General features: G+C 64.9%; 23 protein-coding genes. 17 read left to right on the top strand and 6 right to left on the bottom strand.

All coding sequences use genetic code 11. The annotated features are described in order from the left end of the window. The first annotated feature begins 48 nt into the window (after positions 1-48). The 12 genes from QM712_RS28320 to QM712_RS28265 all read left to right on the top strand — a co-directional run bounded on the left by QM712_RS28320 (position 49) and on the right by QM712_RS28265 (position 10,590). A complete protein-coding gene (locus QM712_RS28320) occupies positions 49-996 on the top strand; it encodes a carbohydrate ABC transporter permease (protein WP_415026452.1) in 948 nt (315 codons plus the stop codon). A gap of 2 nt (positions 997-998) precedes the next feature. Next, positions 999-1,874: a carbohydrate ABC transporter permease gene (locus QM712_RS28315; RefSeq protein ID WP_415026451.1), complete on the top strand. Its 876-nt coding sequence runs from the start codon at positions 999-1,001 to the stop codon at positions 1,872-1,874. A gap of 79 nt (positions 1,875-1,953) precedes the next feature. Continuing rightward, positions 1,954-2,940 carry a D-erythronate dehydrogenase gene (gene denD, locus QM712_RS28310; RefSeq protein WP_415026450.1) on the top strand — a complete coding sequence of 329 codons (987 nt, stop codon included), beginning with the start codon at positions 1,954-1,956 and terminating at the stop codon, positions 2,938-2,940. A gap of 29 nt (positions 2,941-2,969) precedes the next feature. Continuing rightward, positions 2,970-3,956: a sugar kinase gene (locus QM712_RS28305; protein WP_415026449.1), complete on the top strand. Its 987-nt coding sequence runs from the start codon at positions 2,970-2,972 to the stop codon at positions 3,954-3,956. 40 nt (positions 3,957-3,996) lie between these two features. Beyond that, on the top strand, positions 3,997-4,647 hold the full coding sequence (gene eda / locus QM712_RS28300) for a bifunctional 4-hydroxy-2-oxoglutarate aldolase/2-dehydro-3-deoxy-phosphogluconate aldolase (RefSeq protein ID WP_415026448.1): 651 nt from the start codon (positions 3,997-3,999) through the stop codon (positions 4,645-4,647). A 60-nt stretch (positions 4,648-4,707) separates the two neighbouring features. Beyond that, positions 4,708-5,877 (top strand): acetyl-CoA acetyltransferase, encoded by a 1,170-nt coding sequence (locus QM712_RS28295; RefSeq protein WP_415026447.1) that lies wholly within the window; start codon positions 4,708-4,710, stop codon positions 5,875-5,877. 122 nt (positions 5,878-5,999) lie between these two features. Beyond that, positions 6,000-6,206 (top strand): hypothetical protein, encoded by a 207-nt coding sequence (locus QM712_RS28290; protein WP_415026466.1) that lies wholly within the window; start codon positions 6,000-6,002, stop codon positions 6,204-6,206. A gap of 121 nt (positions 6,207-6,327) precedes the next feature. Further along, a complete protein-coding gene (locus tag QM712_RS28285) occupies positions 6,328-7,527 on the top strand; it encodes a CaiB/BaiF CoA transferase family protein (protein ID WP_415026446.1) in 1,200 nt (399 codons plus the stop codon). A gap of 127 nt (positions 7,528-7,654) precedes the next feature. Beyond that, positions 7,655-8,791 (top strand): thiolase family protein, encoded by a 1,137-nt coding sequence (locus QM712_RS28280; RefSeq protein WP_415026445.1) that lies wholly within the window; start codon positions 7,655-7,657, stop codon positions 8,789-8,791. Further along, on the top strand, positions 8,788-9,147 hold the full coding sequence (locus tag QM712_RS28275) for a Zn-ribbon domain-containing OB-fold protein (RefSeq protein WP_415026444.1): 360 nt from the start codon (positions 8,788-8,790) through the stop codon (positions 9,145-9,147). The genes QM712_RS28280 and QM712_RS28275 overlap by 4 nt, the downstream gene beginning before the upstream one ends. Positions 9,148-9,735: 588 nt before the next feature. Beyond that, complete coding sequence (locus QM712_RS28270) at positions 9,736-10,263, top strand: carboxymuconolactone decarboxylase family protein (protein WP_415026443.1); 528 nt, start codon at positions 9,736-9,738, stop codon at positions 10,261-10,263. A gap of 24 nt (positions 10,264-10,287) precedes the next feature. Further along, on the top strand, positions 10,288-10,590 hold the full coding sequence (locus QM712_RS28265) for a nucleoside triphosphate pyrophosphohydrolase family protein (RefSeq protein WP_415026442.1): 303 nt from the start codon (positions 10,288-10,290) through the stop codon (positions 10,588-10,590). A 30-nt stretch (positions 10,591-10,620) separates the two neighbouring features. Here the strand turns inward: QM712_RS28265 and glsA are convergent, their stop codons facing one another. Further along, a complete protein-coding gene (glsA, locus tag QM712_RS28260; RefSeq protein WP_415026441.1) occupies positions 10,621-12,468 on the bottom strand; it encodes a glutaminase A in 1,848 nt (615 codons plus the stop codon). Between the two features lie 128 nt (positions 12,469-12,596). Here glsA and QM712_RS28255 point away from each other — a divergent pair, with 128 nt between their 5' ends. Next, the gene (locus QM712_RS28255; protein ID WP_415026440.1) at positions 12,597-13,262 is read left to right on the top strand and encodes a trimeric intracellular cation channel family protein; all 666 of its coding nucleotides are present in this window, start codon (positions 12,597-12,599) and stop codon (positions 13,260-13,262) included. 214 nt (positions 13,263-13,476) lie between these two features. Here QM712_RS28255 and QM712_RS28250 read toward each other — a convergent pair whose 3' ends face one another. Continuing rightward, the gene (locus tag QM712_RS28250) at positions 13,477-13,698 is read right to left on the bottom strand and encodes an acetyl-CoA carboxylase biotin carboxyl carrier protein subunit (protein WP_415026465.1); all 222 of its coding nucleotides are present in this window, start codon (positions 13,696-13,698) and stop codon (positions 13,477-13,479) included. A gap of 95 nt (positions 13,699-13,793) precedes the next feature. Between QM712_RS28250 and QM712_RS28245 the strand changes: the two genes are divergently transcribed. The 4 genes from QM712_RS28245 (at position 13,794) to QM712_RS28230 (ending at position 17,591) form a co-directional block, all read left to right on the top strand. Beyond that, positions 13,794-14,768, top strand: coding sequence for an IclR family transcriptional regulator (locus tag QM712_RS28245; RefSeq protein WP_415026439.1), 975 nt, complete (start codon positions 13,794-13,796; stop codon positions 14,766-14,768). Further along, positions 14,698-16,257, top strand: coding sequence for an acyl-CoA carboxylase subunit beta (locus QM712_RS28240; RefSeq protein WP_415026438.1), 1,560 nt, complete (start codon positions 14,698-14,700; stop codon positions 16,255-16,257). Before QM712_RS28245 ends, QM712_RS28240 begins: the two co-directional genes overlap by 71 nt. Positions 16,258-16,460: 203 nt before the next feature. After that, positions 16,461-16,955, top strand: a complete 495-nt coding sequence (locus QM712_RS28235) for a hypothetical protein (RefSeq protein ID WP_415026437.1) — start codon at positions 16,461-16,463, stop codon at positions 16,953-16,955. A 123-nt stretch (positions 16,956-17,078) separates the two neighbouring features. Further along, positions 17,079-17,591 carry an EF-hand domain-containing protein gene (locus tag QM712_RS28230; RefSeq protein ID WP_415026436.1) on the top strand — a complete coding sequence of 171 codons (513 nt, stop codon included), beginning with the start codon at positions 17,079-17,081 and terminating at the stop codon, positions 17,589-17,591. A 211-nt stretch (positions 17,592-17,802) separates the two neighbouring features. Here QM712_RS28230 and QM712_RS28225 read toward each other — a convergent pair whose 3' ends face one another. The 4 genes from QM712_RS28225 to QM712_RS28210 all read right to left on the bottom strand — a co-directional run bounded on the left by QM712_RS28225 (position 17,803) and on the right by QM712_RS28210 (position 21,470). Then, on the bottom strand, positions 17,803-19,194 hold the full coding sequence (locus QM712_RS28225; RefSeq protein ID WP_415026435.1) for a serine hydrolase domain-containing protein: 1,392 nt from the start codon (positions 19,192-19,194) through the stop codon (positions 17,803-17,805). Between the two features lie 125 nt (positions 19,195-19,319). Continuing rightward, a complete protein-coding gene (locus QM712_RS28220) occupies positions 19,320-20,582 on the bottom strand; it encodes an MFS transporter (protein WP_415026434.1) in 1,263 nt (420 codons plus the stop codon). Further along, on the bottom strand, positions 20,579-20,908 hold the full coding sequence (locus QM712_RS28215; RefSeq protein WP_415026433.1) for a hypothetical protein: 330 nt from the start codon (positions 20,906-20,908) through the stop codon (positions 20,579-20,581). The genes QM712_RS28220 and QM712_RS28215 overlap by 4 nt, the downstream gene beginning before the upstream one ends. After that, positions 20,895-21,470, bottom strand: a complete 576-nt coding sequence (locus QM712_RS28210; protein ID WP_415026432.1) for an isochorismatase family protein — start codon at positions 21,468-21,470, stop codon at positions 20,895-20,897. Before QM712_RS28210 ends, QM712_RS28215 begins: the two co-directional genes overlap by 14 nt. Positions 21,471-21,478 lie beyond the last annotated feature (8 nt).

Genomic DNA, 21,478 nt, shown 5'->3' with positions numbered 1-21,478 from the left:
CGGTTCGCCGGGTGCCGCTCCGCCGTCGTTCCGTGAGGGGAGTCCGACATGGCAGTCATGGCCGAACCTGTCGCCGCGCAGGTCAAGCGCAGCAGCCTGTGGTCGAGAGCGTTCGAAAGTCGAAACTGCCTCGGCGCGATGTTCATGGTGCCGGCGATCGCCATCCTCCTGCTGTTCCTGGCCTATCCCCTCGCGCTGGGGTTCTGGCTCGGCATGACCGACACCAAGATCGGCGGCGAGGGACGCTTCATCGGCTTCGGCAACTTCGTCTCGTTGTGGAAGGACTCCGTCTTCTGGCTGTCGGTGTTCAACACGATCTTCTACACCGTCACGGCCAGCATCGTGAAATTCGCGATCGGGCTCTATCTCGCGCTGCTGCTCAACGAGAATCTGCCGTTCAAGTCGATGCTGCGCGCCATCGTGCTGCTGCCCTTCGTGGTGCCGACGGTGCTCTCCGCCATCGCGTTCTGGTGGATCTATGACAGCCAGTTCTCGATCATTTCCTGGGTGCTGATCAAGGCGGGCCTGCTGACGCGCTACATCGAATTCCTCGGCGATCCCTGGAACGCGCGCTGGTCGGTCGTGGTCGCCAACATCTGGCGCGGCGTGCCCTTCGTGGCGATCACGCTGCTCGCGGGCCTGCAGACCATCTCGCCTTCGCTGTACGAGGCCGCCAATCTCGACGGCGCCACCAACCTGCAGCGCTTCCGCCACATCACTCTGCCGATGTTGTCGCCGATCATCGCCGTGGTGATGACGTTCTCGGTGCTGATGACGTTCACCGACTTCCAGCTCATCTACACCATCACGCGGGGCGGCCCGATCAACGCCACGCACCTGATGGCGACGCTGTCGTTCCAGCGCGCGATCACCGGCGGAAATTTGGGCGAAGGCGCGGCGATCTCGAATGCGATGATCCCGTTCCTCGTCGCCGCGATCCTGCTCAGCTTCTTCGGACTTCAGCGCTCCCGCTGGCAGCAGGGCGGGAGGGACTGACCATGACGACCGTGGACGACCAGAGCGTCGGAATGTCCTATCTGGAGAGTTTTCCGCGGAAGCTCCTTCGCGTCTATCTCCCGCTCGGCCTGATCGTGGTCTTCCTGCTGTTTCCGTTCTACTGGATGGCGGTGACGACGTTCAAGCCGGACGCGGAGATGTACGACTACGACAAATACAATCCGTTCCTGATCGCGCACCCGACGCTGGAGCACGTCAAGAAGCTGTTCTTCGACACCGACTATCCGCTGTGGATGTGGAACACCGTCATCGTCTCGGTGTCCTCGACCTTCATCTCGCTGTTCGCCAGCGTGTGCGCGGCCTATGCGATCGAGCGGCTGCGCTACACCGGCTCGCGTTACATCGGGCTGGCGATCTTCCTCGGCTATCTGGTGCCGCCGTCGATCCTGTTCATTCCGCTGGCCGCCATCGTGTTCAAGCTCGGCCTGTTCGACGGCAATCTGGCGCTGATCCTGACTTATCCGACGTTCCTGATCCCGTTCTGCACCTGGCTCCTGATGGGCTACTTCCGCACCATTCCCTACGAGCTGGAGGAATGCGCCCTGATCGACGGCGCCACGCGGCTGCAGATCCTGACCAAGATCACGCTGCCCCTGTCGCTGCCCGGGTTGATCTCGGCCGGCATCTTCGCCTTCACGTTGTCCTGGAACGAGTTCATCTACGCGCTCACCTTCATCTCCTCGTCGGAGAACAAGACCATCCCGGTCGGCGCCATCACCGAGCTCGTCAATGGCGACGTGTACCATTGGGGCGCCCTGATGGCGGCGGCCCTGACCGGCTCGGTGCCCGTAGTTATCCTTTATTCCTTCTTCGTGGAGTATTATGTGTCGGCGATGACCGGCGCCGTGAAGGAATGATCGCGGGGCCTGCCTCGAGAGCGCGCCAGGTGAACGTCCCGACAGCGGAGCGTTCCGGCCAATAAGAAGGAGTAGGCTCTTGCACATTCTGGTTCTGGGCGCCGCCGGCATGGTCGGCCGCAAACTCTGTGAACGGCTGTTGCGCGACGGCCGGCTCGGCAAGAGCGACATCACCAAGTTGACCATGCATGACGTGGTCGAGCCCAAGAAGCCGGAAAAGGCCGGTTTCGCCGTGGAGACCGTTTCGGGCGATTTCGCCGTGCCGGGCGCGGCGGAGAAGCTGATCGCCGGCCGTCCCGACGTGATCTTCCATCTGGCCGCAATCGTTTCGGGCGAGGCCGAGCTCGATTTCGACAAGGGCTATCGCATCAACCTCGACGGCACGCGGATGCTGCTCGATGCCATCCGCCTCGCCGGCGGCGGCTACAAGCCGCGCGTGGTCTTCACGTCCTCGATCGCGGTGTTCGGCGCCCCGTTCCCGGAGGCGATCGGCGACGAGTTCTTCCACACGCCGCTGCTGAGCTACGGCACCCAGAAGGCGATCGGTGAACTCTTGCTCGCCGACTATTCGCGCCGCGGCTTCCTCGACGGCATCGGCATCCGCCTGCCGACCGTCTGCATCCGGCCCGGCCTGCCCAACAAGGCGGCCTCCGGCTTCTTCTCCAACATCCTGCGCGAGCCGCTGGCCGGCAAGGAAGCCATCCTTCCGGTGTCGGAGGACGTCCGCCATTGGCACGCCACGCCGCGCTCCGCCGTCGGCTTCCTGCTGCACGCCGGCACGATGGACCTCGCCACGGTCGGCCCGCGCCGCAACCTGACCATGCCGGGCCTCTCGGCCACGGTCGGCGAGCAGATCGCGGCCTTGAAGCGCGTCGCGGGCGAGAAGGTCGCCGCCCGCATCAAGCGGGAGCCCGATCCGTTCATCGTCGGCATCGTCGGCGGCTGGCCGCGCAATTTCAACGCGAAGCGGTCGCTCGAACTCGGCTTCACCACCGCCGAGAAGACCTTCGACGACATCATCCGCATTCACATCGAGGACGAGCTCGGCGGCAATTTCGTCGCCTGACCGAAGCGGTGAACAGCGTAGGGTGTGTGATGGCGAGCGTTGCTTGCATCGGCGAGTGCATGGTCGAGCTCCGGCAGGCCCAGGGCGGGCATTCCGCGGGAACGTCCGCCGGACAGGGGCAGGGCGGGGGCCTGTACTCGCGCGGCTTCGGCGGCGACACCCTCAACACTGCGGTCTATCTCGCGCGGCTCGAGGTCAAGGTCGACTATCTCACCGCGCTCGGTGACGACGCCCTGAGCGAGGAGATGATCACGGCCTGGACCGCGGAGGGGGTGGGCACCAGGCGCGTCGTGAAGTTGCCGGGCAAGCTGCCCGGCCTCTACATGATCCAGACCGATGCGAAGGGTGAGCGCCAGTTCTTCCACTGGCGCGACAGTGCCGCGGCGCGGCGGCTGATGGATCTGCCCGAGACGGACGAGATCCTCAACTCGCTGATGAGCTACGACATCATCTATCTCTCGGCCATCACGCTGTCGATCTACGATGCGCCCGGTCGCGACCGGCTGTTCGCCGCGATCAGGCGCTCGCGGCTGCTCGGCACCCGCTTCGTGTTCGACACCAATTTCCGCACGCGCGGCTGGCCCGACCGCGACGTTGCCCGCGAGGTCTTCGCCGCGGCCTTCGCGATCGCGGACATCGTGCTGACCTCGACCGAGGACCTGCTCGAGCTTTATCCCGGCGAGGACCAGCGGCAATTGATGGCGCGCATCCCCAGTCCCGAATTGGTCTTCCGGCTGGCCGAACCCGTGAGCCTCCTGCGCTTTCCCGGCGGCAGCAGCGAAGTCCGCGCCGAGCCCATGACCAAGCCGGTGGTCGACACCACCGCGGCGGGCGACAGCTTTGCGGCGGCCTATATCGCCGCCCGGCTTGCGGGTGCCGACCCCGTCGATGCCGCCCAGGCCGGCCATCGGCTCGCCAGCCTCGTGATCTGCTATCCCGGCGCCATCATTCCGGGCTATGCCATGCCGCCCAGGAAGCGGCACCGGCCGGCGACCACGCGCCAGGCACTCAAGTGAAACGAACATCCAAGAGAATATCAAAGACAAGACCCGCCAGATGACCACGAGCGCCCAACAGAACCACCTTGTCGCGCTGTTCAAGGCCGCGACCGTCATTCCCGTCCTCACCATCGAGCGCATTCAGGACGCCGTGCCGCTGGCGCGTGCGCTGGTTGCCGGCGGGGTCCGCACGCTGGAGGTGACCCTGCGCACCCCCGTGGCGATCGAGGCGGCGAGGGCGATGATGTCCGAAGTCCCCGAGGCGGTGGTCGGCATCGGCACCATCCTCAATCCGGCCGACTTCACCCGCGTGGAGAAGCTCGGCGTCGCCTTCGGCATCAGCCCGGGCCTGACCCCCGATCTGCTGAAGGCGGCGGCGCACAGCTCCCTGCCGTTCGCGCCGGGCATCGCCACGGCATCCGAGCTGATGCTGGCGCTGTCGCATGGCTTCGATGTCGCGAAGTTCTTCCCGGCCGAACAGGCCGGCGGCATCAAGGGCCTGCGGGCGCTCGGCGGTCCGTTCCCGAACGTGCGGTTCTGTCCGACCGGCGGTGTCGGCGAGGCCAATGCGGCGACCTGGCTCGCCGAGCCGAACGTGGTGGCGGTCGGCGGTTCCTGGCTGTGCCCGACGGCGGAGATCAGGGCCGGGAACTGGGCCGGCATAACTGCCATCTGCCAGCGCACCCTCGGCGCCCTGAAAGCCGCGTGAAGTCTTGCCATCCCTGCGCTAAGACTTAGGTCAGGTGAGAGACCCAAAGGAGAAAAGACCATGACCGCCAGCATCGTCGGATGGGCGCATACGCCGTTCGGCAAGTTCGATACCGAAACCGTCGAGAGCCTCGTCACCCGCGTTGCCAATGAGGCGCTGGCGGATGCCGGCATCTCGGCCGGCGACGTCGACGAGATCGTGCTCGGCCATTTCAACGCCGGCTTCTCGCCGCAGGACTTCACCGCCTCGCTCGTGCTCCAGGCCGACCCGAAGCTCCGCTTCAAGCCGACCACCCGTGTCGAGAATGCTTGTGCCACCGGCTCGGCTGCCGTGCATCAGGGCCTGCGCGCGATCGCCGCCGGTGCGGCCAAGATCGTGCTGGTCGTCGGCGTCGAGCAGATGACGCGCACGCCGGGACCGGAGATCGGCAAGAACCTGCTCAAGGCCTCCTATCTGCCCGAGGACGGCGACACGGTCGGCGGCTTCGCCGGCGTGTTCGGCAAGATCGCGAGCTCCTACTTCCAGAAATACGGCGACCAGTCGGATGCGCTGGCGCTGATCGCGGCCAAGAACCACAAGAACGGCGTCGCCAATCCGTTCGCCCAGATGCGCAAGGATTTCGGCTTCGACTTCTGCCGCGCCGAGAGCGAGAAGAACCCCTACGTCGCGGGTCCTCTGAAGCGCACCGACTGCTCGCTGGTCTCCGACGGCGCCGCGGCGCTGGTGCTGGCCGATGCCGAGACCGCCAAGGGCATGAGCAAGTCGATCGGCTTCCGCGCCACTGCGCACGCTCAGGATTTCTTGCCGATGTCCAAGCGCGACATCCTGCAGTTCGAGGGCTGCACCGTCGCCTGGCAGCGCGCCCTGGAGAAGGCCGGTGTCACGCTCGCCGATCTCTCCTTCGTCGAGACCCATGACTGCTTCACCGTCGCCGAGCTGATCGAGTACGAAGCGATGGGCCTGACGCCGAAGGGGCAGGGTGCGCGCGCCATCAAGGAAGGCTGGACGCTCAAGGACGGCAAGCTGCCGGTCAATCCGTCCGGCGGCCTGAAGGCCAAGGGCCATCCGATCGGCGCCACCGGCGTTTCCATGCATGTGATGACCGCGATGCAGCTCGCCGGGCAAGCGCCCGAGGGCATGCAGCTCAAGAACGCCAAGCTGGGCGGCATCTTCAACATGGGCGGCGCGGCGGTCGCGAACTACGTCTCGGTTCTCGAGCCGCTGAAGTAATTCCGGCACTGTGGAATGGGCAGGGCGCGCATGCGCCTTGCCCGTCATCCTTGCGCTGGATCATGGCGGGCATGCTCGGTTTTGCCCACCCTACGCTCCTGATTGGTTCCGGGGAAAGCATCATGAGCAATGATTACGAAGACTCGCTGTCGATTGACGCACTCAACGATCGCATCGCGATCCTCGAGGACAATATCCGCCAGCTGATCGAGCAGGCCGCCGCCGCCTCGGGCGAGCAGAACGAGTCGCGCATCGCCGATCGCATCAACCAGCAGAACGACGAGCTCGACCGTCTCATTAAGATCCGCGAATCCCGCCGGAAGAAATAGCGGCCGTTTCGCCGCGTGACGCATGCGGCCATACGTTCGCGGCGCTTGCGTCGCGCCTTCGGCTGCATTTAGGTGGACCGAAATCGCGGGCATGTCGGCCCGCGCAAATCGGGAGCAGACGATGGGGCCGTTGAAGGGCATCAAGGTCATCGACATGACCACCGTGTTGATGGGGCCCTATGCGACCCAGATGCTCGGCGACTACGGTGCCGACGTCATCAAGGTGGAGTCGCTGGAAGGCGACGTCACGCGCCTGATCGGCCCGATGCGCCACACCGGCATGGGGCCGGTGTTCCTGAACACCAACCGCAGCAAGCGTTCGATCTGCCTCGATCTGAAGAAGGCCGCCGGCCGCGAAGCCGTGCTGCGCCTGATCAAGGACGCGGACGTTCTGGTCTACAACGTCCGCCCGCAGGCGATGGCGCGGCTCCAGCTCGGCTTCGACGTCGTCTCCGAAATCAATCCGCGCCTGGTCTATGCCGGCGTGTTCGGCTTCGGCCAGGACGGCCCCTATGCCGCCAAGCCCGCCTATGACGATCTGATCCAGGGCGCGACCGCGCTGCCGGCCTTGATGGCGCAGACCGGCGACGGCGTGCCGCGTTACGTGCCGAACGCGCTGGTCGACCGCATCGTCGGCCTCACTGCGGTCGGCGCAATCTGCGCCAGCCTCGTGCATCGCGATCGGACCGGGCGCGGCCAGCGCGTCGATATCCCGATGTTCGAGACCATGGCCGGTTTCGTCATGGGAGACCATATGGGTGGGCTCACCTACGAGCCGCCGCTCGACAAGGGCGGCTATGCCCGCCACCTTTCGCGCGACCGCAGGCCCTACAAGACGTCGGACGGCTACCTCAGCGTCATCGTCTACAACGACAAGCAATGGGAGAACTTCTTCAAGGCCACGGGACGCGACGATCTCCGGGCCGATCCCAAATTCGCGACCTTCGCCGGCCGTGCCGCCAACATCGACGTCGTCTATGCCGAGCTGGCGCGCATCTTCGAGACGCGCTGCACGGCCGAATGGATCGATCTGCTGACCAGGGCCGATGTGCCGGTGATGCCCATGCACGACCTCGCCTCGATCCTGCACGACGAGCATCTGGAGGCGACCGGCTTCTTCCCTGTCGTCAACCATCCGACGGAGGGCCCGATCCGCAGCATGAAGGTGACTGCGAACTGGTCGGAGACCGAGGCCGAACCGGTGCGGCTGGCGCCGCGGCTGAACGAGAACGGTGCGGAGATCCTGCGCGAGATCGGCTATTCCGCCGACGAGATCGCGGCCATGGTCCGCGATGGCGTCACGCGCTCGCCGCCGGAATAGGGAGCAGGATGGCCACGGTTCTCTCATCCGTCATTCCGAGACGATGCGGGAGCATCGAACCCGGGATCTCGAGAGGCCGGGTTCGGTCCTTCGGGCCGCTCCGGAATGACGAAGAGGAGAAGGAGCGATGACCTTCATCACCGGTGTCGGTCTCACGTCCTACGGCAGGCACGAAGGCTCGTCCTCGCTCGATCTGATGAGCAAGGCCGCCCAAGCCGCGCTCGACGACGCCGGACTGAGGCGCTCCGACATCGATGGCGTGCTCTGCGGCTATTCCACCGTATCGCCGCACATCATGCTGGCGACCGTGTTCGCCGAGCATTTCGGAATTCGCCCGAGCTATGCCCATGCCGTTCAGGTCGGAGGGGCGACCGGGCTTGCGATGACTATGCTTGCGCATCATCTCGTCGACGCCGGTGTCGCGCGCAACGTGCTCGTGGTCGCCGGCGAGAACCGCCTCACCGGGCAGAGCCGCGACGCCTCGATCCAGGCATTGGCACAGGTCGGGCATCCCGACTACGAGGTGCCGCTTGGGCCGACCATTCCGGCCTATTACGGCCTCGTCGCCACCCGCTACATGCACGAATACGGCGTGAGCGAAGAGGACCTCGCCGAATTCGCGGTCTTGATGCGAGCCCATGCCTGCACCCATCCCGGCGCGCAATTCCGCGATCCGATCACGGTCGCCGACGTCATGGCTTCGAAGCCGGTGGCTATGCCGCTCAAGCTGCTCGACTGCTGCCCGGTGTCCGACGGTGGCGCCGCCTTCATCGTCAGCCGCGAACGAACCGGCGAAGCGGGCGTGCGCATTCGCGGCTGCGCCCAGGCGCATACGCATCAGCATGTCACGGCCGCACCCGCGTTGAGCGAGCTCGGCGCCGAGATCGCAATCGCGCGCGCTAGGCAGGCCACGGGCGTTGCGATCTCCGATGTGCGCTACGCCGCGATCTACGACAGCTTCACCATCACGCTCGCAATGCTGCTGGAAGATCTCGGCCTTGCGGGACGCGGCGAGGCGGCCGCAAGGGTGCGCGCCGGACACTTCGGGCGCGACGGCGCAATGCCGCTGAACACGCATGGAGGCCTGCTCAGCTACGGTCATTGCGGGGTCGGTGGCGCGATGGCGCATCTCGTGGAGGCGCATTTGCAGATGACGGGGCGGGCGGGCGATCGTCAGGTGCGCGATGCCTCGATCGCGCTGCTGCACGGCGACGGCGGCGTGTTGTCGTCCCACGTGAGCATGTTCCTGGAGAAGGTGCGATGAGCGGACGAATCGCGGACTGGACCAGGGGTGAGCACGCCATCACCTATCAGACCTGCACCTCGTGCGGTCATGTGCAGTATTTCCATCGCGCCTTCTGCGCGGCCTGCGGCGCATCCGATCCGATGGAGCAGCGCGCCAGCGGCAGGGGCCGGGTCTATGCGACCTCGCTGGTCTGTCGCGCCGCCACTCCCGAGACGCGCGCCCACGTGCCCTACAACATCCTGCTGGTCGACTGTACCGAAGGCTTTCGCATGATGGCGCATGGCGAGAACGATCTCGTCATCGGCGACGATGTCGATGTGGGCTTCAAGTCCTTTGCGGGAAAGCTGGTGCCGTTCTTCACGAAGAAATCGTAAGGCCTTTGAGCGAAGCGGATATCAGTCCGCCTGAAAGAAACGCGCAAGCCAAGATCGAGAGCCCCGTTCCGGATTCATCGGAACGGGGCATTCGTCATTCGGGGGCGGTCCGGAGACCGAGCCTGGAACGGGATTCTGGGCTTGGCTTGTGCGAGAGCCACCCCGGAATGACGAAAACTCAAACAACGCTTACTAACGCCCGTAGAACAGGATGCTGGCGATGACGAGCATCGCCGTCACCGCCAGCATATGCGCGAGCGCTCCCGAGGCCGCCCTCCTGGTGGCTTCCTTCATGCCATCTTCTCCCTAGACTTGGGCGTGACTCATCGTGCGCGGCTGGCGCGCGCGGCGGTCAATTGTTTTTACTCGGAACACCCCACTTCGAGTCTTCACAGCGATTTGTCCCCACGCTGCGAATATCGACTGTGTCAGGGTCGATCAGCAATGCGGCGGCAATTTGACTCGATGATGTTGCTCCTGCGTCGCCGCAAGAATAGAGTTTTGGGGAACCTAAGCCGGCAGCCACAATAAGCATCAAAGGCCTGGGAAGGCCCGCGAGGAAAATCTTCAGGAAACGTCAGGTAAATCATGGCCCGTATCGACTACAGCGACCCGTCCAAGGCGTCCGAACGCACCCGCGACATCCTCGACAAGAACCGCCACGCCAACATCTTCCGCATGATGGCGCACTCGCCGAGCTATTTCGAGCAGTACTGCCGCCTCGGCGGCGCCATCCGCCACAAGGGCGAGCTCGATCCGATCGTGCGCGAGCTCGCGATCACGCGCACCGGCATCCTGTGCGAAGCGCCCTACGAAGTCGTCGCGCACAAGCGCATCGGCAAGAATGTCGGCGTCACCGACGCGCAGAACGAGGCGCTGGTGAACTGGCAGGCCGCGACCTGCTTCGACGAGGTGCAGCGCGCCGCGCTCGCCTTCACCGACGAGATCGTCAAGCTCAACAAGCCGACGGATGCGACGTTCAAGGCGATCGCCGCGAAGCTGACGCCGGCGGCGCTGGTCGAGCTGCAGCTCTCGGTCGGGTTCTACATCATGACATCGAAATTCCTCGAGACGTTCGAGATCGATCTCCAGCCGGTGACGGAAGTGATCGGCTGATCCAACAGCCACGGCGAGGTGCCGATGACGATCGATGAATATGCGGCCTGGGCCGCGACGATTGCGAAAGTCGACAAGCATCCGTCGAACGAACGGTTGTCCTATCTCGGTCTCGGCCTCGCCGGTGAATCCGGCGAGGTCGCCGAGCACATCAAGAAGCTGTTGCGCGACGGCTGGCTCGACCAGGCCGGCCTCGTCGACGAACTCGGCGATGTCATTTACTACTGGGCCTGCCTGTGCGCGGCGACCGGCCAGCAGCCGTCCGACCTGCTCAAGGCCAGCGTTGCCAGGATCGGCCGCCGGCTGGGCGAGGCCGCCAGCCGCTGAGCCTGGATGCGGCTCGAGCGCGGCCACCGCTCAGTTCGCGCTGAGGATATCCACCTTGGCATTCGCCACGATCAGGCGATCGGCCAGAAGCTGCGCCAGGTTGCGCATGACGCGTTCGCTGGCGCGCGGGTGCTGCTTGCGGAAGCGCTCGAAATCCTTCAGGGGCACTTCGAAGGTGGTCGCCGCCATGTCCGCGAACACGTCGGCCGAACGCGTCGGCTCCAGCAGGGCCATCTCGCCGAACGCCATGCCGGCGGTGAGGGTCGCAAGCCGGACGCCGTCGGGCAGGGTGACATGCACCGCGCCGCTGCGCAGGAAGTACAGGGCGTTGGCGGGATCGCCGGTCGTCAGGATCTTGGCGCCGGATTGGTAGGTCCGGATCGTGCAGATCGATGCGAGATCCGTCAGCTCCTCCGCGTTGAGGCCCGCCAGCAGCGGCTGTTCGGCGAGCTCGGTGGTCTCGTGGAAGTCGATCGAGCCGCCGTAGCGGTAGACGATCTGGTCTTCCGCCCATTCGATCGCGGTATCGAGCAGGTAGAAGTCGCGAACGTTCTTCAGTTCGGCCGTCCACTCCCGCAGCGTATTCCATTCCCTGGAGCCGCGCCTGACGCCGGCGAGGATCACCGTGACGCTCATCCCGGCCAGTTCCTCGAAGGCTTCGGCCACGAGCCGTGCGCCTGCGCGGGTGGTCGAGGTGACGCGGTGCAGGTCGAACACCACGAATTGCGGCCGCGGATGCCCGGCGAGCCGCCGCGACACATAGTCGACGGCCGACAGCGACAGCGTGCCGACCAGCTCGATGACCCGGACCTCGTTCTCGTGCGCCGCGAGGATATCGCGCTCCTGCGGCCGGCGGACGCGCCGCGACGGGCTCTTGCCGATATCGTAGTCGGCGATGATGACGTTGCGTGCGTCGTCGCTGCGGTTGAGCATGTGCAGGTCGTAATGCGAGGACAGCGCCTCGCAGACCTTGATGCCGCGCACGCTGTTGCCGTGCTTGTCGAGCTTCGGCGAATAGCTGCCGAGGCCGAGGCGGGCGGGCAGGGCGGCGAGGATGCCGCCACCGACGCCGCTCTTGGCGGGAATGCCGATGCGGTAGATCCATTCGCCGGCATAATCGTACATGCCCGACGAGGTCATCACCGACAATGTCCGCGCGATCGCGTAGGGCGTGACCACCTGTTCGCCGGTGACCGGGTTGACGCCGCGGTTGGCGAGCGTCGCCGCCATCACCGCGATGTCGCGCGCGGTGACCAGCACCGCGCATTGCCGGAAATAGACGTCGAGGACGTCGGCGACGTTGTCCGCGATCACTGCGTTGGTCTTGAGCAGATAGGCGATGGCGCGGTTGCGATCGCCAGTCTGGCTCTCCGAGGTGTAGACGGCCTCGTCGACGCCGAGATCGCGCCCGGCAAAGCGTCCCAGCGCGGCGCGGATCTGCTCGAAGGCGTCGGCGCCCTTGCTTTCATGGATCAGGCCGGTGCAGGCGATAGCGCCGGCATTGACCATCGGGTTGAACGGATGATTGTCGGAATTGAGCCGGATCGAGTTGAAGGGATCGCCCGAAGGCTCGACCCCGATGGCGCTCTCGACCCGCGTGGCGCCCAGGAGATCGAGCGCGAGCGCGAACACGAAGGGCTTCGACATCGACTGGATGGTGAAGGGCACGCGGCTGTCGCCGACTTCGTAGACATGGCCATCCAGCGTCGCGAGGCTGATGCCGAAATAGGCAGGATCGGCCTTGCCGAGTTCCGGAATGTAGTCGGCCACCGCGCCCGAGGTCTCGGCCGCAAATTCGCTGAGGCAGGTGTCGAGAAACCGCAGCAGCGGCGGCTTCGAGCGCGTCCAGGCGGAGGCGGGAGGCGAGAGCGGTGTCATCACCTCTCTTGTGCAACGCAATCAGGGAACGCGCAACCCGTCCGGCATCGATTGCCGGCCTAGGACAGCCGATCGACCTTGCGAAGACCGATGCGCATTTCTCTGCGTTGATGCCGGAAAGCCGAACGATGGAGCAGCTATGGCTTGTGCCGGATCTCACGGGCACCTTTGTCTTCGCGCTGAGCGGAGCATTGGCCGGGGTCAAGCGAGGGCTCGATCTGTTCGGCGTCATGGTGCTGTCGTTCGCGGCGGCGAACTCGGGCGGGATCACGCGGGATCTCCTGATCGGCGCGGTCCCGCCTGCCGCGTTCGACGATCTGCGCTATCTCGGAACGTCGCTGTTCGCGGGGCTCTTCACCTTCTATTTCTCGGGGTTGATCGTGCGGCTGTCCAACGCGGTCCTGCTGTTCGATGCGGCGGGACTTGCGTTCTTCGCCGTCGCCGGCACATCGAAAGCGCTGGCTCACGGGCTGAACCCGGTCATGGCGATCGTGCTCGGCATGGTGACGGGAATCGGCGGCGGCATGGTGCGAGACGTGCTGCTGACCGAGATACCGACCGTGCTGCGCGCCGAACTCTACGCCGTCGCGGCAATGGCGGCTGCAACTGTCGTCGTGATCGGCCACATGCTTCAGCCCCCGGTGACGCCCGTGGCCATCGTGGTGTTGATCCTCTGCTTCGGTCTCCGCGTCATGGCGATTCGATACAGATGGCAGTTGCCCGTCGCGACGTTCGCCAGGCAGTCCGATGTGACGAGCAAGAATGAGAAGTCGGACAATTCCGGGACATCGTGAGCGCCGGATGCGCGTGATGCCGAATGTTTGATGATGCTGCCGGCGTCGTTGAAGCGGCCCATGCCGGTATCATCAACGGCGAACGTCAATGCCGCCCGCAGGTTGGCATCTTCGCCAGGCGCATAGCGTGTGGACACAAAAGCGAGACCGTACCGCGACGATGTCGCTGTCTGACAGATTGTCGCGGGACGCGACCGACATGATAAATGCGCGCTCAACTCGCGACGATCGCGATGGCCTGGCCTTCGGTGACGATGTCGTCGAGCTTCACCAATAGCGATTTGATCGTGCCGGCGGCGGGCGAGGGCACCGGTATCTCCATCTTCATGGCTTCGACGACCACGACATCATCGCCGTTCGCGACGGTTCCTCCGACTTGCACAGGAGTTGCGCAGACGCGTCCTGCAATCTCGGTGACGATTTTAATTTCTGGCATGCCAATCGCCTTTTTGTTGTCGTCGCAAAATGCCTGAGGTAGCTTCGTCTGCAAGTGGAATTTAATTCCGCACAGCGGAACAACTGGTAGGAAACATGGGACGACGTTCGGAGCGGTTGAGTAGGCAAGGAATGCTCGCTGGAGATGCCGGTGAGGGTGATGTCATCCAGGTGGTGTCGCGCGCGTTCGACGTGTTGCGATGCTTCGAGGGCCACGAGGCCCGGCTCGGCAATCTCGAGATTTCGAACCGCTGCGGTCTGCCGCGTTCGACGGTGTCGCGACTGACGCACACGCTGACCCGCATGGGCCAGCTCGTCTATCTGCCGCGCGATCAGAAATATCGCATCGGCCCGAGCGCGGTCGCGATGAGCGCCTCGATGATGAAGGGCGCTCAGCTCCGCAGCATGATCCGGCAGCGGCTGCAGGAAGTCGCCGATCAGGTGCCGGGTACCGTCGGCTTCGTCGTTCCCGATCGCTATCATCTCGTCTATCTGCAGTTCGCGCGCTCGGCGACGGCGCTCGGCCTGCATGAAGGAACCGGCAGCCGCATCTCGATGGCCTCGACCGCCGCCGGAGCCGCCTACACGGCGGCATTGGCGCCCGAGCTCGGCGATTCCTTCATTGCGGAGATGGAGCGTGAGGCCCCCGAGGCCGCGCGGATTCTCAAGCCCCGCATCGAGGCCAACCGCCAATCCCTGCGCGAGCACGGCTATGTCGTGGCCTGCGGCCTCTGGAGCCCGCACATCAATGGGCTGGCGGTGCCGTTGTGGTCGCCGCAATACCAGACCTTCGTGGTCGTCACGATCGGTCTTCTGGCGGCGATGTACGACGAGCGGCGTCTGCATGCCGAAGTCGCGCCGCTGATGGTCGGGCTCGGCCGTTCGCTCGGCAGCCTGCTCGAGGGCGCGGAAGGCGACGTCTTCAACAATCGCATCTCGCGCAAGCCGGTCGCGATGGCCGTGCACAACAATAACAAGCCGATCAATTCGGAGGGAGTGAATGAACTGGAAGCCGGAACTCGACGAGCTCGCCCGGCGCGAAGCTTTCGCGCGGGAGATGGGCGGCGTTGACAAGGTCAGGCGTCAGCATGACCAGGGCCGACTGACTGTTCGGGAGCGTATCGACAAGCTGATCGACGGAGGCAGCTTTCACGAGATCGGCGCCGTCTCCGGCATCGGTGAGTACGATTCCAGCGGCGAATTGAAGAACCTGACGCCGGCGAACTGCGTGTTCGGGCGGGCGCGCGTCGACGGCCGCACCGTCGTCGTGGTCGGTGACGATTTCACCGTGCGCGGCGGTTCAGCCGATGCGTCGATCTCGGCCAAGCCGCTGATGGCGGAAGAGATGGCGCACGATTTCCGCCTGCCCGTCGTCCGCATCATCGAGGGCTCCGGCGGCGGCGGCTCGGTCAAGACGATCGAGACCAAGGGCGCGGCCAATCTGCCGGGCGGCATCGGCGGCACCCGCTGGTACCGCTTCACGACGGAGAACCTGTCGCGCGTGCCTGTCGTCGCGCTCGGTCTCGGTTCGGTCGCAGGGCTCGGTGCGGCGCGCCTTGCCGCCAGCCATTATTCGATCATGACCAAGTCCTCCGCGATGTTCGTCGCGGGGCCGCCCGTGGTGAAACGCCTCGGCCAGGACCTGTCGAAAGAGGATCTCGGCGGCGCCGACATCCAGACCCGCGCCGGCGCGGTCGATCACGCGGTCGAGACCGAGGAGGAGGCGTTCGCCTGCGCGCGGCGCTTCCTGTCCTATCTTCCGTCCTCGGTCCATGAACTGCCGCCGACCGTGCCCTGCACCGACAATCCGGAGCGCACCGAAGAGGCGCTGCTGAATGCGGTGCCGCGCAACCGCAGGCAGGTCTACAAGATGCGGCCGATCATCGAGGCCCTCGTCGACAAGGGCTCGTTCTTCGAGGTCGCTTCCAATTTCGGCAAGCCGATCATCGTCGGCCTGGCGCGGCTCGAGGGCAGGGCGGTGCTGCTGCTCGCCAGCGACAGCTTCCACTATGGCGGCTCCTGGACCGCCGACGCGTGCCAGAAGGTGGTGCGCTGGGTCGATTTCGCCGAGACCTTCCATCTGCCGATCGTCTATCTCATGGACTGTCCCGGCTTCATGATCGGCCTCGATGCGGAGAAGGCGGCGACCATCCGCCACGGCGTCCGCGCCATGGCCGCGGTGAACCAGACCACGGTGCCGTGGTGCACGGTGATCCTGCGCAACGCCTTCGGCGTCGCCGGTGTCGTGCATCAGCCCGCCGACCGCTTCTCGATTCGTTACGCCTGGCCGTCGGCCTATTGGGGCTCGCTGCCGCTCGAAGGCGGTATCGAAGCGGCCTACCGCGCCGACATCGACGCTGCCGACGACAAGGCGGGGAAGCTGAAGGAGATCGAGGAGCGGCTCAACAAGCTGCGGTCCCCGTTCCGTTCGGCCGAGAAGTTCTGGGTCGAGGAGATCGTCGATCCCCGCAAGACGAGATCGTTGCTGTGCGAATTCGCGCGGCTGGCGGAGCCGCTGCGAAAGCCCGGACCGCCCGAGAACATGACGATCAGGCCGTAGGCGCCGCCGTCGTCGGGCCACGCAGCGCGTGGCCCGCACGCTCGAACGATCTGGATCTCTTCTCGTAAGTTGTTGCGCCGTGCCGGGATCGCGATCCCGGCAACGTTCAGCCAATGTCTGCAACGTCCGTAAATGTCTTCGCCAACATCCTGCGGCTGTCCCGGCCTAGGACGGGCTCAGATTTTATGGATCAGGATCGGCAGATGCATTCGAACTCCCTGGCTTCACGTATCGGCGTCGGCGCGGCTTGCCTGGCGCTCGTTGGAATCACCCCGGTATGTGCCGCGGCGGCGCTGGACGATCTCGCGGGCACATGGTCGGGCAACGGCCTGATGAAACCATCGGACGGTCCGCGCGAGAAGGTTCGCTGCAAGGTCGCCTACGATGTCACGAAGCCGGGTCGGTCATTGACCCTGGCCCTGCGCTGCGCCAGCGATGCGTACAAGATGGTCCTGTCCGCAAACATCGAGCAGGATGGAACGGAGCTTTCAGGCAACTGGTTCGAAAGCGAATACCGGCAGGGCGGCAAGGTCTACGGCACGAACAAGGACGGCCTGATCGAGGCGCGAATCGAGGGCAACACCGTCGCCGCGCTGGTGACGATCCAGACGAAGGGCAACCATCAATCCTTCCTGATGGATGCGCCGGGATGCTGGGTTTCCGAGGTCTCCATCGAATTGAACAAGGAAGCGAAGTGAGTTCGGGTTATTCGCTCCCGTCCCGATTTCCTTCCCATTTGTAACGGTCGATTGCTGGGCAGGCCGAGGCCACACTTCGGCCGCCGGCGATTGATTGCTCGGATCATCATGCAGAATTCAAACTTGTTCAATCACACGAAACGCACGCGACTGGCCATCGGGATTCTGGTCATCGCCGTCTCTTCCACCGCCTGCGTCTCCCATTCCTACGCGCAGATGCCCCCAGGAGGCGCGCAGCCGCCGCGTCCCGATCCGCTCGCCGACGGACCGCCGATCTGGGACTACGACCATGACGGCACCTATACCTGCGACGAGTGGAAGAGGTACATGGACCAGATCTTCCGGTTTGCCGATCAGAACCATGACGGGTTTCTGAGCGCATCGGAATTTCCGGCGGTCCGTCGTGCCGAGCGGACGCTCGCCCAGGCGGACCTCGGATATTTCGACGACAATCGCGACGGAAAGGTCAGCCGTTCCGAGTTCGTGGAGAAGCCGAGCCGCTTCATCGGCCAGTACGACAAGAATGCGGACTGCAAGGTGACGCCGGCCGAATTGAAGGGGACCTCATCCTCGCCACCCGGTGGCGGCGGGCGTCCGGGTCCGGGCGGCCATGGCGGCTTCGGCGCGAAGTTCTGACGCGGCATGAGGTCTGATTGAACGGGGATGCGGACTGTCAAGACGCTGTCCCTGATTGACGCGATTTGAACGAATGCAAGATCGTCGGCGGCGATCCCGGCGCAGCGCGCCGCCGCCCCCGACGGATTGCTCGATCCTGTCGAAGAACCATTCGACCTGATTGCGAGCGCGGTAGGCGCGGGCTGAAGCAGATCGGATCGCTGCATGCAGATCACTGAGGCAGCGCCACCCCGGCGATTTGCATCAAGCCAAGCTGGTCGAACAACTCGATCTTTTCACCGTTCAGCACAGGAATGTAGCAGCGACGCCTGGCATCCGAGATCACGATACAGATCTTGTCGTCCGCAACCGTCCATGTCCCGGTTGCGGGTCCGAGGGCCTCGTCCCAGTGCGGATAGGTCATCCGGCCGTCGGGCTCGAATCGCATTGTGAACGGACCATTCCTGAGCCTGGTACCGAAGCTGATCGTCTTGCCCTGGAATTTTGTGGCCAGGGCCTCGCCTGTCGGCCGTTCGCCGGTCGCTGCGGTGAGTGAGGCATCAGGCCCCGGATCATAGCCATCGGCCTTCAGGATCAGCCAGAAGAGCCTGGCCATACTACGGAAAGAAGGTTCGACGTAGGGCGCGTCGCGGTCGACACGATGCACCACGACGAGGTCGAGTGCGGGCACGACCAAGGCGTATTGGCCACCCTGACCTTGGGCCAAAAAGCTGCCCGCGGGCAAGGTCACCGTGGGCGCAACGGCACCGCCCAGAAAACCGATCCACCAGAGATAGCCATAGCCCATCCCGAGCGCTGTGCTCGAATAGCTACGCGTGCTCTCGTCCACCCACTCCCGTGGCACGATCTGGTGTCCGGCCCAATTGCCTTTGTGCAGATAGAGAAGTGCAAAGCGCGCCAGGTCCCGCGCGCTCATGCGGATCTCGTAGGCGGGGTGGATGGACGCTTCGCCGCGGACGTAGCTGCCATCCTGTTGCCGGTAGTCCTGCATGCCGATCGGCTTTGCGATCTTCTGGTCGAGCGCCTCGAAGATGCCGCTGCCAGTTGCGTGCTCGTAGATCGTGCCCAGCGCGTTGAAGTCCCAATTGTTGTAATACCAGAAGCTGCCGGGCGGGTGGCTGCCGCGCGGCGGTCTCATCCTGGCCATGTCCGGCGTCTCATAGAGCGCCGCGTGGTAGACACCGGAACGCGCTTCGAGGAGTTCGCGCACCGTCGCGGCCTTCTCGACCTCGGTCAAGCCGGGCGGATTATCGTCGATGCCGAGTTCGCCGAGCGTGCTGTCGAGATTGATCAGGTGATCCGACACTGCGATGCCGATCAGGGCGCTGAGCACGCTCTTGCGGATCGACGCGAGCTCCATTGGCTTCGTCGTATTGCCCCACTCGGCCACCACCTTTCCGTGCTGGACGATCACGACCGCGCTCGAGCGAATCTGATCCGAAAAGGATCGCGCCTGGGCCAATCCGGTCTCTGACCAGCCCAATTCCGCAGGGGTTATGCGCTCCCACCCCGCTGCCGGGAAACCATCTTCAGCTAGGGCAGTTCCGGACCGAACCAAAGCGCCGAGCAGCGCGACGGCGAGAATAATCTGGCGAAGATACATCGGATCCCACGCACCGCGAGTTCGACCTGATCGCAGCACAATACTCGTTAAATGAGCTCGGCAGAACGCCTGTTGAAGTATTTTCTTGAGGTCTCCGCCAACACATTCTCACAGCGGCGACGTCGTTATCGCTGTCCCGGCAGGTTGATCCCGCTTTCCGGCGGGGGATGGCCGTCGTGTCCGGCCGCGCTGCCCGATCGCGACAGCGCGACGAGCGCGACGATCGCAGCGGCGAAGCCGGAGGCCGCGCCGACGCCGAGCGCCCAGCGCGGGCCGAGATGATCGGCAACCCATCCGACGATCGGTGCGCCGATCGGCGTGCCGCCCAGCGCGACGCCGAGGCGCAGCGCCATCACGCGTCCGCGCATCGCAGGCTCGGTCGAGAGCTGCATCAGCGCGTTCGAGGTGTTCATGACGGTGAGGGCGGCGACGCCGATCACGACCAGTGCGGCGGCAAACAGCCAATAGCCCGGCGCCAGCGCGGCCAGCGTGCATCCGAGGCCGAAGATGGCCGCACCCAGCAGCAGCAGATTGAAGCGCGGCCGTTCGCGGTTCGCGGCCAGCAACGCGCCCGACATCGTGCCGATCGCCATCATCGAGGACAAGAGGCCGAAGCCGCGCGCATCGGTGTGAAACACGCCGACCGCCATGGTCGAGATGAAGATCGGAAAGTTGAGCCCGAACGTCCCGATCAGGAACAGCATGATCAGGGTCGCCTTGAGATCGGGGCGGGACCAGACATAGTGAAATCCTTGCAGGACGCTGCCCTTGGCGCGATGGGCGCGCGCATTGGGGCGGAGCTCCGAGGTCCGCAGCAGCGACAGCGAGATCAGCACGGCGATGAAGGATGCGCTGTTGAACAGGAACGCCCAGCCGGTGCCGACGGACGCGATGACGAAGCCGGCGACGGCAGGTCCGACCATGCGCGCGGCGTTGAACGAGGTCGAGTTGAGCGCGATCGCGTTCGACAGGTCGGCATCGCCCACGAGTTCGGCGACGAAGGTCTGGCGCACCGGCGCATCGAGCGCCGCACTGCAGCCGAACAGGAAGGCGAACACGTAGACGTGCCAGAGCTGCACCAGCCCGGTGACGGTGAGCAATCCGAGGACGAGCGCGAGCGCCCCCATCGTCGCCTGCGTCGCCATCAGAAGCCTGCGCTGGTTGAAATGATCGGCGGCAAAGCCGGACCACGGCATCAGTAGGAGTTGCGGTCCGAACTGCAGCGCCATCACGATGCCGACGGAGGACGCGCTATGCCGCGTGAGCTCGGTCAGGACGAGCCAGTCCTGCGCGGCACGCTGCATCCAGGTGCCGATGTTGGAGACCAGCGCGCCGGCCGTCCAGATCCGGAAGTTGAAACTCCGCAGCGATCGGAACGTGCGTCTCATGGTCGTCCGGGTTCGTTGCCGCCGTGAAATCGACCGAACCTGCGCGCCAGCACGATGCCGATGGCGAGGCCGCCGAGACCGAGCGCGGCGACGTCGCCCGTGTTCCTCAGGCCGAAATCGCCGACACGGCAGACCAGGACATATCCGACGAGGAGGTTGAAGAAACCCCACACGATGTTGACGGTCGACGTGGACAGGCCTTCGCCCGGCGGCTTTGCGAACGGGGTCTGGAACGGCTCTCCCATCATGCCGGCGACGACATGGGGAATGGCATTGGTGAGGAAGGCGCCGCCGAAGAAGTAGGCGAGGAGGTCAAGCCAGTTCATGCGCGTGGGTCCTTTCGAGGAGATCGATGACGGCCTGCGTCGAACCGGTTTCGCCGAGCCGCGGAAATACGTGGGCGATGCTGTAGTCGTGCGCATTGGGCCGCGCATCGGTCATGGCGTCGATGGCGAGGGTTACGTTGAAGCCGGCTTCGTAGGCCTGGCGCGCCGTGGATTCGACGCCGGTGCCGGTCGCAACGCCGCAGATGACGACGTGCGTGACGCCGCGCGTCCTGAGTTGCTGCTCGAGATCGGTGCTCGCGAACGCGCCCCATGTTTGCTTGGTGACGACGATGTCGTCTCCTTGCCGGCCGAGTTCGGGCAGCAGGGTGGTCCAGCCGTCCGGCAATTGCCCGATGTGGCGCGGCCGTTCGGTTCGTCCCGGCGCGACACCGTCGACATTGACCAGCACGATCGGGAGCCGGTGCCGCCGGAACGCGGCAATGAGGCCGCAGGCACGCGCCACGATGTCATCGATCGGATGAATGAAGGGCGAGCCGAGCAGGCCGTTCTGCAGATCGACGACGATGAGGGCGGTGGTCGGATCGAGCATCGTGAGGGCCATGATCTTCC

The sequence above is a fragment of the Bradyrhizobium sp. genome (assembly GCF_047605465.1).
GTDB lineage: Bacteria > Pseudomonadota > Alphaproteobacteria > Rhizobiales > Xanthobacteraceae > Bradyrhizobium.
Note: the sequence above shows the minus strand (reverse complement) of the source record. Positions and strands in the feature narration are given on the sequence as shown.

Bases quoted from the DNA above. Each gene is read 5' to 3' on its own strand.
- QM712_RS28315 (WP_415026451.1), top strand. From the start codon at position 999: ATGACGACCGTGGACGACCAGAGCGTCGGAATGTCCTATCTGGAGAGT.
- QM712_RS28280 (WP_415026445.1), top strand. From the start codon at position 7,655: ATGACCTTCATCACCGGTGTCGGTCTCACGTCCTACGGCAGGCACGAA.
- QM712_RS28245 (WP_415026439.1), top strand. From the start codon at position 13,794: ATGGGACGACGTTCGGAGCGGTTGAGTAGGCAAGGAATGCTCGCTGGA.
- QM712_RS28285 (WP_415026446.1), top strand. From the start codon at position 6,328: ATGGGGCCGTTGAAGGGCATCAAGGTCATCGACATGACCACCGTGTTG.
- QM712_RS28305 (WP_415026449.1), top strand. From the start codon at position 2,970: ATGGCGAGCGTTGCTTGCATCGGCGAGTGCATGGTCGAGCTCCGGCAG.
- QM712_RS28220 (WP_415026434.1), bottom strand. From the start codon at position 20,582: ATGAGACGCACGTTCCGATCGCTGCGGAGTTTCAACTTCCGGATCTGG.
- QM712_RS28295 (WP_415026447.1), top strand. From the start codon at position 4,708: ATGACCGCCAGCATCGTCGGATGGGCGCATACGCCGTTCGGCAAGTTC.
- QM712_RS28320 (WP_415026452.1), top strand. From the start codon at position 49: ATGGCAGTCATGGCCGAACCTGTCGCCGCGCAGGTCAAGCGCAGCAGC.
- QM712_RS28210 (WP_415026432.1), bottom strand. From the start codon at position 21,470: ATGGCCCTCACGATGCTCGATCCGACCACCGCCCTCATCGTCGTCGAT.
- QM712_RS28215 (WP_415026433.1), bottom strand. From the start codon at position 20,908: ATGAACTGGCTTGACCTCCTCGCCTACTTCTTCGGCGGCGCCTTCCTC.
- QM712_RS28255 (WP_415026440.1), top strand. From the start codon at position 12,597: ATGGAGCAGCTATGGCTTGTGCCGGATCTCACGGGCACCTTTGTCTTC.
- QM712_RS28275 (WP_415026444.1), top strand. From the start codon at position 8,788: ATGAGCGGACGAATCGCGGACTGGACCAGGGGTGAGCACGCCATCACC.
- QM712_RS28250 (WP_415026465.1), bottom strand. From the start codon at position 13,698: ATGCCAGAAATTAAAATCGTCACCGAGATTGCAGGACGCGTCTGCGCA.
- QM712_RS28265 (WP_415026442.1), top strand. From the start codon at position 10,288: ATGACGATCGATGAATATGCGGCCTGGGCCGCGACGATTGCGAAAGTC.
- QM712_RS28290 (WP_415026466.1), top strand. From the start codon at position 6,000: ATGAGCAATGATTACGAAGACTCGCTGTCGATTGACGCACTCAACGAT.
- QM712_RS28240 (WP_415026438.1), top strand. From the start codon at position 14,698: ATGAACTGGAAGCCGGAACTCGACGAGCTCGCCCGGCGCGAAGCTTTC.
- eda (WP_415026448.1), top strand. From the start codon at position 3,997: ATGACCACGAGCGCCCAACAGAACCACCTTGTCGCGCTGTTCAAGGCC.
- glsA (WP_415026441.1), bottom strand. From the start codon at position 12,468: ATGACACCGCTCTCGCCTCCCGCCTCCGCCTGGACGCGCTCGAAGCCG.
- QM712_RS28235 (WP_415026437.1), top strand. From the start codon at position 16,461: ATGCATTCGAACTCCCTGGCTTCACGTATCGGCGTCGGCGCGGCTTGC.
- QM712_RS28270 (WP_415026443.1), top strand. From the start codon at position 9,736: ATGGCCCGTATCGACTACAGCGACCCGTCCAAGGCGTCCGAACGCACC.
- QM712_RS28225 (WP_415026435.1), bottom strand. From the start codon at position 19,194: ATGTATCTTCGCCAGATTATTCTCGCCGTCGCGCTGCTCGGCGCTTTG.